The 12,889-nt window shown below is 61.6% G+C and carries 14 protein-coding genes; 10 read left to right on the top strand and 4 right to left on the bottom strand.

Annotated features, from left to right (window positions below):
- Positions 1-25: 25 nt before the first annotated feature.
- The 5 genes from OSA81_04235 to OSA81_04215 are packed head-to-tail and all read left to right on the top strand — an operon-like array spanning position 26 to position 5,081.
- Positions 26-1,846 (top strand): ABC transporter ATP-binding protein, encoded by a 1,821-nt coding sequence (locus OSA81_04235; protein ID MDE0898204.1) that lies wholly within the window; start codon positions 26-28, stop codon positions 1,844-1,846.
- A complete protein-coding gene (locus OSA81_04230) occupies positions 1,843-2,754 on the top strand; it encodes a lysophospholipid acyltransferase family protein (protein ID MDE0898203.1) in 912 nt (303 codons plus the stop codon). The genes OSA81_04235 and OSA81_04230 overlap by 4 nt, the downstream gene beginning before the upstream one ends.
- Positions 2,755-2,781: 27 nt before the next feature.
- Positions 2,782-3,570 carry a glycosyltransferase family 2 protein gene (locus OSA81_04225; protein ID MDE0898202.1) on the top strand — a complete coding sequence of 263 codons (789 nt, stop codon included), beginning with the start codon at positions 2,782-2,784 and terminating at the stop codon, positions 3,568-3,570.
- Positions 3,567-4,526, top strand: coding sequence for a DUF3108 domain-containing protein (locus tag OSA81_04220; GenBank protein ID MDE0898201.1), 960 nt, complete (start codon positions 3,567-3,569; stop codon positions 4,524-4,526). Before OSA81_04225 ends, OSA81_04220 begins: the two co-directional genes overlap by 4 nt.
- 3 nt (positions 4,527-4,529) lie before the next feature.
- On the top strand, positions 4,530-5,081 hold the full coding sequence (locus OSA81_04215; GenBank protein ID MDE0898200.1) for an isoprenylcysteine carboxylmethyltransferase family protein: 552 nt from the start codon (positions 4,530-4,532) through the stop codon (positions 5,079-5,081).
- A 265-nt stretch (positions 5,082-5,346) separates the two neighbouring features.
- On the opposite strand, the gene OSA81_04210 is transcribed toward OSA81_04215, so the two are convergent.
- Genes OSA81_04210 through OSA81_04195 form a run of 4 tightly spaced genes read right to left on the bottom strand, consistent with a single transcriptional unit; the run spans position 5,347 to position 9,316 of the window.
- A complete protein-coding gene (locus OSA81_04210; GenBank protein ID MDE0898199.1) occupies positions 5,347-6,468 on the bottom strand; it encodes a glycosyltransferase family 9 protein in 1,122 nt (373 codons plus the stop codon).
- Positions 6,465-7,289: a hypothetical protein gene (locus OSA81_04205; protein ID MDE0898198.1), complete on the bottom strand. Its 825-nt coding sequence runs from the start codon at positions 7,287-7,289 to the stop codon at positions 6,465-6,467. Before OSA81_04205 ends, OSA81_04210 begins: the two co-directional genes overlap by 4 nt.
- Positions 7,289-7,702, bottom strand: coding sequence for a hypothetical protein (locus tag OSA81_04200; GenBank protein MDE0898197.1), 414 nt, complete (start codon positions 7,700-7,702; stop codon positions 7,289-7,291). The genes OSA81_04205 and OSA81_04200 overlap by 1 nt, the downstream gene beginning before the upstream one ends.
- Before the next feature lie 9 nt (positions 7,703-7,711).
- A complete protein-coding gene (locus OSA81_04195) occupies positions 7,712-9,316 on the bottom strand; it encodes a hydantoinase B/oxoprolinase family protein (protein MDE0898196.1) in 1,605 nt (534 codons plus the stop codon).
- Positions 9,317-9,430: 114 nt separating this feature from the next.
- Here OSA81_04195 and OSA81_04190 point away from each other — a divergent pair, with 114 nt between their 5' ends.
- From OSA81_04190 to OSA81_04170, 5 genes are all read left to right on the top strand, one after another.
- Positions 9,431-9,691: a hypothetical protein gene (locus OSA81_04190; protein ID MDE0898195.1), complete on the top strand. Its 261-nt coding sequence runs from the start codon at positions 9,431-9,433 to the stop codon at positions 9,689-9,691.
- 227 nt (positions 9,692-9,918) lie between these two features.
- The gene (locus OSA81_04185; protein ID MDE0898194.1) at positions 9,919-10,257 is read left to right on the top strand and encodes a hypothetical protein; all 339 of its coding nucleotides are present in this window, start codon (positions 9,919-9,921) and stop codon (positions 10,255-10,257) included.
- Positions 10,258-10,370: 113 nt separating this feature from the next.
- The gene (locus OSA81_04180) at positions 10,371-11,471 is read left to right on the top strand and encodes a tetratricopeptide repeat protein (protein MDE0898193.1); all 1,101 of its coding nucleotides are present in this window, start codon (positions 10,371-10,373) and stop codon (positions 11,469-11,471) included.
- 4 nt (positions 11,472-11,475) lie between these two features.
- Complete coding sequence (locus OSA81_04175; GenBank protein ID MDE0898192.1) at positions 11,476-12,327, top strand: zinc ribbon domain-containing protein; 852 nt, start codon at positions 11,476-11,478, stop codon at positions 12,325-12,327.
- Positions 12,324-12,821: a hypothetical protein gene (locus OSA81_04170; protein MDE0898191.1), complete on the top strand. Its 498-nt coding sequence runs from the start codon at positions 12,324-12,326 to the stop codon at positions 12,819-12,821. The genes OSA81_04175 and OSA81_04170 overlap by 4 nt, the downstream gene beginning before the upstream one ends.
- Positions 12,822-12,889: the final 68 nt, after the last annotated feature.

The following is a 12,889-nucleotide window of genomic DNA, read 5'->3' as shown; positions in this document are numbered from 1 at the left end:
CCGCGGCGATCGGACGACTCTTGCCGTGGTGCTCTACCGTCGGATTCTGACATTTCTGCGGCCCCAGATCCGGACAGTCATGCTCGCGGTCGGGGCGGCGGCTCTCTACGCGGTGTTCGACTCGGCCGTATATGTGCTCCTTATTCCGTTCGTCGAGGCGCTCTTCATCGGTGGCGGCGCCTCCCAGGCAGGAGGCGGAAGCGCGATGCAGCGCCTGCTGGACGGAAGCGTCTATCGGTGGGTCGATCTCGAGGGCGACCCGCTCGTAGCGATCGGCCAGATTATCGTTCTGATCATCGGCGTGTTTTTTTTCAAAAATCTTTTCGCATTCAGTCGCACCTACCTGCTTGCTAGAGCGGAGCAGGGGGTGAATCGAGACCTACGGGACACCGTGTACGACCACATGGTGCAACTCGACCTGACTTTTTTTGGCCGCACCCGGACGGGGCAGATTGTGAGTCGCCTCACGACGGAAATCGAGCAGTTCCGAATGCTGGTGACTCGGGAGATGTCTCGGATGGTGTCCGCCGTCTTCGAGTTCATCGTGGCGTTGTTCATGATGCTCCTGATCTCGTGGAAGCTCACGGTGGCAGCATTCATCGTAATCCCCGCTGCGATGGGCGTATGGGGCCCGCTCGTGAACGTGCTGCGCCGTCGAGATCGGCGGGTGCTGCACCTTGGCGCTGAGGTGAATTCACACATCCTCGAGACGTTGGCGGGTATTCGTCTGGTGAAGTCGTCCTCTGCTGAGCAGCGAGAGCAGGAGCGCTTCCACGGTCTCACCCGTGAGTATTTCTCGCAGTTCATGCGGGCCGAGCTTGCCCGCGCGCTTGCCGCACCGATGACCGAAATGCTGGCGGCTGCCGGGACGGTGATTCTGCTCTGGTACGGGGCGCGGTTAGTGGTAGGTGGAGAAATTTCCGGAGCACACTTTGTGGGATTCCTTGGCCTATCTCTGAAGTTGTATGCCCCGGTGAAGAACGTTGCGAAGTTTCCGGCGACCGCTCAGCCGGGACTCGTTGCAGCAGAACGCGTCTTTGAATTTCTCGATGCGCCGATCGAGATCCAGGACAAGGTGGATGCCGCCCCGCTCGCAGCATTCGGTGAGGCGGTCGAGTTCGATTCAGTGAGCTTCTCGTACCGCGACGAGGCTCCGGCCCTGAGGGACGTATCCTTCACTGCGCCGCGAGGGTCCGTCATCGCGCTGGTTGGGCCGAGTGGGTCGGGTAAGAGCACAATAGTCGATCTCCTTGCTCGGTTTTTCGAAGTCGGGTCAGGTGCAGTTCGCATCGATGGCCGGGACGTTCGTGACCTCCGCGTCGCGGACCTGCGCGGTCTGTTGGGGATCGTATCTCAGGACACGATTTTGTTTCACGATACAGTGCGAGCGAACATCGCTTACGGCCGACCGGATGCGACGCTGGAGCAAGTCGAAGCCGCCGCGCGTGCCGCCAACGCACACGAATTCATCGCGTCGATGGGGGATGGGTACGAGACCGTGGTGGGAGAACGAGGGGTCGAGCTCTCGGGAGGGCAACGCCAACGGCTCGCGATTGCCCGGGCGCTGCTACGAGATCCACCGATCCTCATTTTTGACGAGGCGACGAGCGCCCTCGATACCGAGTCGGAACGGCTGATTCAGGATGCAATCGAACGCCTTCTCAAGGGGCGCACCGTATTTGTCGTGGCGCATCGACTCTCGACCGTGAGGCGGGCCGATCAGATCCTGCTTCTCGACGGAGGCGAGATCGTGGAGCGTGGAGATCATGCTACACTGATCGCGCAAGGCGGCCGATACAAGCGGTTGTATGATCTCCAGTTTCAGGACGTGCGAGTCGCGGAATGAGCGGGCCTCCTGACGCGGTGACGGTCCCTTTCCGGCATCGATTGGAGCACCTGGCCTTTCGTTTACTTAGGGCGAAGTGGGCGTTTCTGCCCGAGGAAATGGCCATCCGCTTCGGTGCGGTGACAGGCTGGCTCGCCGGGTCGGTGCTTCGAATCCGGCGACGGGTGGTCGATGAGAATCTGCGAACTGCGTTCCCTGAAGAATCCCTGGCGTGGCGCCGGAGGGTGGCGCGCCAGTGCTACATGCACCTCGGCCGCGAGGCCGCCATGCTGTTTCGGATGCACCGGTGGTCCTGTGCGGAGATCGCGGACCGCATTCGGTTCGACAACCTGTCCGTCGTCCAGGAGGCGGCTGACCAAGAGCAGGGCATTATTGTTCTGACCGCCCACTTGGGGAACTGGGAGATGGCTGGAGCGGGCCTCGCCGCTAGGGGATTCCCCATCGATGTCGTCGGAAAAGGGATGGCGAACCGCCGCTTCGAGCAGGACCTGTTCACAACGCGTGAGTTGCTTGGCATGCGGGTGATCGAGATGGCTGCTGCGCCGAAAGGCGTCTTGCGATCTTTGGGCCGCGGGCGCGTCGCGGCCCTCCTGGGCGATCAGAACGCGCATCGCGATGGGATCTTCCTTCCCTTCTTCGGCTGCGATGCCGCGACGGCACGCGGCCCGGCCGTGTTCGCGCTTCGGACGGGGGCTCCTGTTTTCGTCGGATTCGCGGTTCGGGACCCAGGGTGGCGGCAGACCTATCTCCTCAAGGCTCGGCGGCTGGAGTACGACGTGACTGGGGACCTCGAGGCCGATACACGGAGCTTGTTGCTCGCCTACCACGAGGTTCTGGAGGAGGCGATTTGCGAGACTCCCGAGCAATATTTTTGGCAACACAAGCGCTGGAAGACACGTCCGACTTAGGAACAGCGACAGAAGCGCTAGTTTAAGATGCTTTACACTTCACTCTTCGACGCTACGGCCAGAATCGTGATCTACGTCTGCATTCCCACCCACAATGAAGCCGAGACCATCGGCGTCCTCCTATGGAAGACGCGGAAGGCGATCGGCGAATTCGGTCGGGACTACCGGATCGTCGTACATGACGATGCGTCCAGCGATGATACGGCTGAGGTTCTCCACCGGTATCGGCGATCGGTCCCGCTCACGATTCTCAGCTCTGAGAAGCGCATCGGGTACGGTCGTTCAGTCGAAAAGCTTCTCCGCCATGTGCGGGACGAAGCGTCGTATCCGAAGCGTGACTGTGCGGTCGTCATGCAGGGGGACTTCTCGGAGTCGCCGGACGATGTCGTCACCCTCGTGAAGATCCTGGAGGGAGGCGTGGACATCGTTGCGGGTGACGGAACCGGTGTCGAAGACCCGGATCCTGCCGTGCGCGCTGTGCGCTGGGCTTCTAAGCGGTTCCTGAACAAGGTTGTGTCAGGTGCCCCGATTGCCGATCCCCTCGGCGGATTGCGCGCGTATCGTGTCATCGTGCTGAAGAAGGCCCTGAGGGATCGGACCGAATCCGATCCGTTGACCCGTTCTGACGGATGGGCTGCCAACCTCGAGCTCCTCACGGCGCTTGTGCCCTACGCGCGTCGAATCTCAGAGGTGCCGTTTCGGAGGCGCTACGATCTACAGGCGCGCCCGACCCGTTTTCGCCCGTTAAAGACTTTCTTCGAGTTGGCCAAGTTGCCGGCGTCCAAGTGGCCGCCAGTGGGTCCGGAGGCTGCGTGAACCCGCAGGGTCTAATCGGCCGCCGCGTGTTGGCGTCGATGGGGCTGTCCGTTGTGGTCGCTGCTGCCTGGTTCGTTTTTCTGCCCATGGCGTCGCATGCTCAGACGCCTCGGGACCTGGTCGTTGATTCGCTCCGTTCGGCCTACGGCCTGAGTGACGCGAGTGGCGTGACAACGGAAGCCGACGTGCCAGCGGATCCTTTTGCGGCGCGCGCGCCATTCGGGCCGGGTGAGCATCTCGTCTACAAAGTGAAGGTCGGAATTTTTGGTGTGGGTGAAGGTTACATGGCTGTGACCGGGGTCGAGGACCACGACGGCAATCCCAGTTATAAGGTCGAGATGACCATTCGGGGAAGCTTGGGTCCGGCGAAGGTGAACGACGTCTACCAGAGCTGGTTCGATGTCTCCACGCTCCAGACCTGGCGGTATATCCGCGACATCGATGAAGTGGGCTACCAGAGCTACCGACACTGGGAGTTCTTCCCTGATCGGATGCGGTGGGAACGCCAGGACAATGACGAAGCGGGTGACCTCGGTTCGGCGCTCCCGCTCGACGAGATCGCGTTCATCTACTTCTTGCGGACGCTCCCGCTCGAAGTCGGCAAGTCGTATACGTACAACCGCTACTTCAAAGACGACGGGAACCCGGTCACCGTACGGGTCCTCCGGAGAGACCAGCGGGAAACGGAAGGTGTTCGCTACAACACGATCGTGGTCGCGCCCGAGATCCGGTCTTCCGGACTCTTCGCAGAAGGTGGCAGTGCGGAGATCCACCTGACGGACGATGAGCGACGGATTCCCGTGTACGTGAAGTCAGACATTCCGAACTTCCCGGGTTCGCTGACGCTGCACCTAAGGTCCGTCCAGGAGGGCGTGCCGCTGCACCCGGATTCCCGTGCTGCCGCCGCAGATGGCCAGGCGCAGCGGGCTCAGGCACAGCCAGAGGGTCGGCGATAACAGATGGCCGCAACCATGCGGCGGATGCGCCTGAAGTGGGTGCGCCTGATTGTCATCCCATTCTTTTTGTTTGCGACGACGACGGTTGAACTTCTTGTTGTCGGGGCAGCACTAACCGTGCTGGGGTTGTTCATTCGAGGCTGGTCCGCAGGGACGATCCACAAAGACGAGGAACTGGCCACGTCAGGTCCTTACGCGTTCACGCGGAATCCCCTCTACCTGGGGAGTTTTTTCATTGGCGCCGGAGTGGCCGTTGCAGGAGGTCACTGGGTCTGGCCGCTCATATTTCTCGCCTTCTACACGGCGGTCTACACGCGCACTATGGCGGGTGAGGCGGCGCACCTTAATGAACTGTTCCCGGCCGAGTACGGCGCCTACGCATCGGCCGTGCCCGGCTTCGTCCCACGGTTCACGCCTTACTGCCCGCCCGGAGATGTGGCAGGGCAGACGGAGGGCTTCGGGTGGCCCCAGTATCGGCGCAATCGAGAATGGGAGGCGTCCCTGGGTGCGCTTGCCGCGTTTGCGATCCTCTCAGCGAGAGCGTTCTGGGAATAGCTCAGGCCCCTCCGGATCGGTGCTGTTCAGGTGAGGGTTTTGTGGTCGTACGGTTCAGCGTCCTGTTAGGCGCCGCGTGCCGTGAGAGCTGCTTCGATGGCCTTGGCTAAAGAGGCGGGTAACGAGACGGCTCTCTCGGCATGGGGCAATGACATGACCTCAGCGCCGGTCAGAATCGCGGCGGTTCACTCTGGCGCGGTGGCTGTCGTCCGGCGCGGCTTGCGCAAACGTCTGGGTGGCGGACTCGAGGCGAATTCCCGCCGTGTCACTCATTGCCGGAGTTCCTCTTCATGTTCATGGGGCTGACATATTTGTCGATGGCCAACGACACCTTCGCCAACACATCGTCCACGGTGATCCGTTCCATCCCGTCGCGGTACTCGGGCATCGGTGGATAGGGCTCCCCCGGGTATGCGGCATAGCCGTCCACGACGATGTCCTCGAAGGCTCGGTACGGGCCCGAGCGTCTCGGGTTGGTATATCCGAAGAGGCTTACGGTCGGTGTGCCGAGGGCCCGCCCGATATGCAGGGGGCCTGTGTCGGGTGAGATCAACAACGCGCTACCGTCGATGATCCACATGAGTCGCCTGAGGTCATTCCCAAGCTCGACCTTCACGTCGGCGCCGGTCCTAGCGATCACCTCGTCCGTCATCTGACGCTCGAAGTCCGAAGGTCCGCCGACGATCACCGGTCGCATCCCATGAGTATCCTCGATGCCTTCGAGTACGCGCGCGTATTCCTCGGCCGTCCAGTTCTTTTCGAGCTTGCTCGTAGCGACCACGACCGCGCACGCGGGCCGATCCAGCGAAGCGAAGAACGCTTTCTGCGCGTTCCGCTCCTCGGTGGTGAAGTCGATGTCCCAGGTCACGGGATGCGGGTCGATGCCGAGCGCCTCGAGAAACTCGAAGTACTGATCCTGCACGTGGTGCTGGCCGCTCGCCGAGATTTGACGATTCGTAAAAAGCCACTGCCCGTCTCGCGCCCTGAGTCGATCGAATCCGAGCTTGATCCGCGCCGGAGCCAGCCAGGTGATCAGTCCGGCCTTGAAGTACACTTGGAGTCCGATCAGTAGATCGAAGTGGCGCCCACGCATCGCACGCCGGATCTCCTGGAAGCCAGCCAAGGCTTTCCACCCCTTGCATCGGTTGAACACGATGAAATCATCGATCGCTGGGTGATCTCGGACCATCAGGTACGGGATCGGCTGTATCACCCAGGTTATCCGGCAGTCGGGCCAGTGCCGTTTCAACGCAGCGGCAACCGGCAATACGTGCACTGCATCTCCGATGGCGGAGAGCATAACGATACAGATCTCGCGGGGCGGCGGACCGGTCCAGCCTTCGGGTCCCAGATCTCCGAGCGTGGTGGTCGGTACCGACTCCCTCACAGTTCTTCCAGGCGCGTCGTGAGTGCTGCCTCGATTTCCGAGTCCCGAAGCGCCTCCCCGGTAGGCGTGCCGATTTTTATGATAGAGCGGGTGAGCCGAACCTGCATGCGCTCCGCAGCCGACTTGGCTTGTCGCGAGAAGATGCGGGCACGGTCCAGGTCGATCACCCAGGCGCCTGCGTCGTCCTCTGGGCGAGAACTATCTTGCCACTCTTGCAACAGGACGTTCCGAGCATTGAGGTCAACGTGGAAGATCCCGGCGCTCCCGAGCCGACGAATCAGTCCGCCCGCACGAGCCATGGCAACCAGCCATCCCCGCGTTCCGTCCGTTTCCTGAAGCACGTCGGCCAGTGTTTTGGCTGAAGGTACGACCTCGGTGACGAGGTCGCATCGGTAGTAGGGGCCGTCGGCATACGTTGCTCCGGCCACGACGGACGGCGTGGGTATCCCTCTGCGTCCTGCGACCACCGAAGCTTCGAGCTCGCGGAAGGGTCGCGGATGGCCAGTGCGCAGGTACCGGTCCGACATGTGCATGGCCATCGCGCCCCCGCGGCGATAATGCCTGACGGCCCATCGAGGAGCAGCCGTGGGGCCAGAAGCAGCGGCTGGAACCGAGTAGACTAGCCCCCGGCCGGAGTAGGGGATCGTCTCTTCCCGATCAACGGCCCAGTCGTGCAGCGTGCGGCCCTTAGCTAGGACGGCCGTACACCATTCGGAGGAATTTCCCCAGACCCAAGCTCTGCCCGTTCCCGACCGTACGTCCTCGTACCCCGTGGGCAGACGCTTTGTGATGCGACCTTCGAGGGAGGCCCTGCCCGACATCAGGCTGTTGCCTGGCCCTCCGGAACCTCCATCAGATAGACGCCCGGCCCCTCGAGTGTCTGGCCCTTCACCTTTACCCGAAAGGTGTACTGCCCTGCGTGCGGAAAGATCACGCCCTCCATCGGCATGATGAGCTGGCTTCGGGCCGGCGGCTGGTCCTCCTCCGGGCGGTGTACCTCAGTCTCGCCTTCGACCGTTAGCGAGATGTCTCCATCATCGTCTTCGAGGTCTGCCTTGAAGAGGTACCGACCATGATCCTCACGAGTCCACTCGACCACGAGGACGAGAACCAGGCGATCTTGTTTCGCGGGGAATCCTGGCGCGGAGAGGTCGTGGAACACGCCGTGGATGTCGATCTTGCCTTCGGTTGTGGGCCGAGCGTCATCGCAAACGGCCGAAAAGCGGAGATGCATTCCTGTCCTTTATGAGTTCGGGCTGGAGGGTGTGCCCCATCCGCCGCCGCCTGGCGATCGGATACTGATCACATCATTGGCTTCGACAGAAAAGGTCGTCTTTCCGTCGAGATGCTGCTCTACCCCATCTCGAATCAGGACGTTCTCGCCGGTGGCCCCATCGCTGCCGCCCTGCATACCCGACGGACCAACGATTCGCCGTTCGCAAAGCAGGGCCACTCGCGCCGGGCAGAGTACCTGGAGATCGCGCCTCAGGCCGTCGCCACCCCGGTGAAGGCCTGATCCGCCCGAGTCGCGACGAATACCGTAGGCGGTGATGCGGAAAGGATACGCGTGCTCCAGTGCCTCGATCGGCGTGTTGAGGGAGTTGGACATGTGTACGTGAACGCCGCTGAGGCCATGTCCGGAGGGGCCAGCGCCCATGCCACCACCTACCGTCTCGTAGTAGGCGAAGGGCTTGTCGGTAGTCGGGTCCGTTCCTCCGACCGTTGTGTTGTTCATCGTCCCCTGGGACAGCGCGGGCATCAGATGCGGGAGAGCTTCGCCGAAGGCGCGAAGGAGCACGTCGGTTATGCGCTGACTCGTCTCCACGTTTCCAGCAGCCACCGAGGCAGGCGGTCCGGCATTGACGAGACTTCGCTCGGGGAGGACGAGCTCGACTGCGGACATCGATCCACCGCCAGCCGGTAGAGGCTCGCCAAGGAGTGCCTCTACGACGCAGCGCACCACGTACCTCGTGGCCGACGAGGTGATTGCCGCGACGGCGTTTACTCCACCCGGGACTTGAGGTGAGGTGCCCGCGAAGTCAATCGTGAGCCGGTCAGCCTTCAGTGTCATGGTGGCAATGATCGGGACCGGCCCCGAACCGAATCCGTCATCCTCAATGGAGTCCTTCCCGACATAGACCCCGTCTGGAATTTCGGAGAGACCTGCCGCGACGAGACGATCTGCATATGCGATCAGTGCATCCATTGCGGCGAGCGTCGCTTGTGCGCCCCGCCTCGCGGCGATCTCGAGCAGGCGGGTCGAGCCGGTATGAAGTGCGGCGAGCTGTGCGTCGAGATCTCCGGCCCGCTCAACCGGTGTGCGGACGTTTGCGAGGAGGGTCAGCCAGAGGGCGTCGTTTCGGGTGTGTTTCCTGTACAGCAACACGGGAGGAATGCGCAGGCCTTCCTCGAAGATCTCTCGGGCGAGCGGCATTGAGCCCGGAGTCGATCCGCCGACGTCGCTGTGGTGTGCCCGCGACGCCACGTAACCCAGCAATGCCTCGGCATCGTCGTGGACCGCCGAAATGAGCGTGATGTCGGGAAGGTGTGTGCCGCCTCGAAAGGGGTCGTTCAGAATCACGACATCGCCTGGGTTGAGCGTGCCAAGCTCGGACAGAGCTGCCTCCACACTCATGGGCATCGCCCCCAGGTGCACCGGCATGTGATCTCCAAGCGAGACCGCTTCGCCCGTCGGGCTGAACAGCGCGCACGAGTAGTCTCTGCGTTCCTTGATGTTCGGAGAGAAGGAAGCACGTTTTAGGGCAGCTCCCATCTCCTCCGCCAAGGCTGTGAAGAGGTGTCTGAATACCTCAAGCTCGACCGCGTCTGGACCTTCGGAGCGTACCACCACGACTCCAGTATATCTGAATTCGATTCAAGGTTACGTTATACCGCTGAAGCTAAGATCACGACCCGGTGCGCTGAAGGCGTGCTTGTGCCAATACGATGAATGGAGGGTGATTTGTCCCACGAGAAGCTGCTTGATCGAGCCCGTGACGAGCTGTTCAGTCACGTGCATCGCTGTGGAGTTCTTCGGGCGGAAGTCGAAGATCAGAAGCACTGGATGGACGAGACCATCGACTACATTGGGGAGCGTTATCCCGATTTGGGCGATGCGGATCTTAAAAATCTTCACCAGATCGGCATTCGTTTTTGCAAGCCGGCCATCGCACACGGTTCGGCTAGTGCCTCGAAGTCGATGGAGGATGCCGCGGTCGCTTGATCGGGCATGCTTCGGCAGGCACACCGGAGGCGGGGCGCACAGCGCCCCGGCCTCCGTTTTTTTGTGATTTTGCCTTCAGGAATTTTGTTGGCCAGGCGACATGGCATGTGGGTAGCGGAACGGGATCCATCCCTCTATAATTGCGCCCACTTTTTATCAGGGGTTCCACGGGTTTTTCGGTGTGTGTAGCGCACGCCACAGTCTGACGGTGAACAGGGGGGGTGAACTTGGGAGACGTACTGCAGCTGGGGAACACGCGGCAGCTGCTTAAGCTGTATTACGCAGGTAATCAGATGGAGTCTCCAAACGGGGGCTTTCTGATTTTGCTTGGAGTTCGTTCGCTCGAGGGTGGCTCTGCGATGGGCATTTTTGAGTGCAGCGTCTCTTCGTTGCGCTACGAATTACCGATTCCCAAGGCGACGCGTACCGAGCGTAAGACCGTCAAGGATGCTCTCGCCGCTGGCGAGGAGATGGAATGCCCTCGGCATGGCCCTGAAACGTCTCTCAAGCGGGCCGGCAAAGAGATCGTTTGCGGAAGCTGCGGGATTCCTTTCGCGAAGGTCTGATCGCGCATTCTCCCGGTCTGAATCAGGGTGGTACCGCCTGAATTCGCGCATTAACTTGGGAGGCATTCACACCATTGAGTCCGACCCTGTGGTCGACGAGGGAGCTTAACCACATGCCCGAAGGGTTCCTCAGTTCAGAGGAATACGACGAGCAGGCGCACAAGCTCTACAATGACGGCGACTATGATGGGGCCCTCAAGATGTTGAAAGAGGGTCTCAGCGCGCATCCTAACGCCGTAGAACTCTACGTCGGCCTTGGGTATGCACGATTGGTCCGGGAGGAATATGCTTGGGCTCGCCACGCGTTCGAGCGTGCGGCGGTGCTTGATCCCTCGCATGAAGACGCTCTGGTGGGGCTCGGCGAAACCCTTCTCCTTTTCGGAGAAAGAGCGGAGGCGTTGCGCCTCTTCAATGAGGTTGCTGCGCTCGGATTCGATGACGACATCGAGCTCATGCTGACCATGGGACGGGCGCTGTATCGGGCAGCCATGTACGGCGAATGCCGGGATGTGTTTGCGAAGGCGGCGGCTGGGCGTCCCGACAGTGCCGAAGCCGCGGCGGCCCTCGGCTATGCGCTCCACAGGCTTGGTGATGATGTCGGAGCGGGTCGGCAGATCCGCCGTGCTCTGCGACTCGACGCAGACCTCCATGAAGCTCGTGTGTACCTCGGTCATCTCCTGTATGACCGCGGCGATTGGGAGGGGTCTTTGCGGGAGCTGGAGCGAGTACCGCCCCAAGGGCATTGGGACCCACTTGCGGTGTGGCGGCTCATGGAGTTGAAGCGAACGCTGTGGCACCTCGAGTCGGGTGACTCCCGACTGGCTCCGTGGGAGCAGCGGCTAGGAGAACTTGAAGAGCTCGAGGACCCAATCGATCGTCTTCTCGCCGACGTCGAAGCGAGCATGGGTGCGACGGATCCGGTGCACTACTACGATCCCAGTCAGCTGGAGCTGTTCGAAGGCTCTACCGACGGCGAGGGTGTGCGCGTCATCAGACTCTCCGACGGCCATGTCCTTAGAGGTAGCTGGCGAGACATCGTTCGGCAGATGAGAGACCAGGCCGGTTTCTCGCACGAGACGCTGCCACAGTACATGCGGCGTCTGGCCGAGCGGTGGCACGAACAGCATGGCGTCGAGGTACCGTTTATGGACCCGCGCACGTTTTTACGTGCCGCGGTTGAAGCTGGGTTGATTCGTCTGGAAGTGGAGGAGTAGGCCCGTGTCCGAAGCGGTCTTGGAGAGGTTTTACCGCGCTCTCATTGAGGAGATCCAGACTCAGCGACCTGAGTATCTGACCTCCGCGTTCACCGTAGCGGAGATCTATCAGAATCTGTTGCCGTACGGCTCTCATCGAGACCGGATCGGCGTCGCGATGAACGGCGACTATGAAGACGCGCTCATCCGTCTATTGGCGGGAAGGGGCGGGTACCTGATCCTTGACTCGGAGCCTGCGCTCAAGCTTCTGAAGGCTGAGCTCAAGACCAGTAATCCAAACACCGGCCTGTATCGGGAATTCGCAGCCGTGGAGGTTCGGCTCAATCAGGCGTACCTGGACCTTTCGGCAGCGGCAATGGGCCAACTCCCTGACCTCGCGACACAACTGGACGCAGAAGATCCAGTCACGATGAACGACCTGGCGCCTGCCGGTGGGGTTACTACCGGATCCGATCTCGGCGTCGAGGCCCCCCGGGTCGACATCTTCGCGGACCCGACCGAGGTCGTGCTTGAGAATGTCCCGTCACCGGTCGCTGCCACTCCAGACCCACCTGCGACGGAAGTCGTGGCAAGTGTACCGGATTCCTCGGCACATCGTCAGCCGCTTGCCTCGGAGTTCGTCGAGGAAGCTGCAGCTACCCCGACGATGAGCGAGGAGATCTCGGTCCCTCCCACGGCCACGACCGACGGTGATGCCTGCAAATGGTGCCACTCCGACCTTCCCAACCCGGACACCCTCAACTATTGCCCGTTCTGCGGAACGGATCTTCGGTTGGTTCCATGTGGGTCCTGTGGAGCAGAACTCGGGCCCGGATGGCGCTTCTGCGCGTCCTGCGGTTCTGAGGCGAGCGATTGACTGAGGGTCCATCTGCCCTCCTTCGCAGTGCCCGAGGCCCTGTGCAGTGGAGGGCGCTCGTCGTCGCTGCGATAGCCTCTCTTTCCACCACCGGTTGCGAGCCGGTTGACCCCACCCTAATTCCGGATGCTCAGCTGCAGGCCAAACTGGGCCTGACCGAGGATGATCGAATCCACACGGTTCAGATCTCGACGGGGGTGAGCGAGCGCTCTGATCCAGCCTCAGTGACAGTCTCAGCAGGTGAACTCGTTCAGCTAGTGTCCACGGACTGGTTCGTTCACGAGGTCCGATTCGACGTGGAGGCGATGGCCCCGGACGCTCGCACCTTCCTCGAGCGGACAGGCCAGACCGTATCGCCTCCCCTGCTTGAGGAGGGCAGTCGCTTCGTCCTTTCTTTCGCCAACGCGCCTGTGGGCCGGTACCCATACCTGCTTCAGGGGAATCGCGCGAACGGGCTAGGAGAAATCGTGGTAGCATCGCCCGAGGGAAGGTAGGCTTGCTGGCGCCTCATCTCGGTTATCCTTAGTCTGGCCAACGCTTTCCTGCCTTCCTTCGCACGCTG

The sequence above is a fragment of the Longimicrobiales bacterium genome (genome assembly GCA_028823235.1).
Taxonomy (GTDB): domain Bacteria; phylum Gemmatimonadota; class Gemmatimonadetes; order Longimicrobiales; family Gaopeijiaceae; genus UBA2589.
The sequence above is the reverse complement of the archived record's forward strand: the minus strand, read 5'-3'. Positions and strand labels throughout refer to the sequence as shown.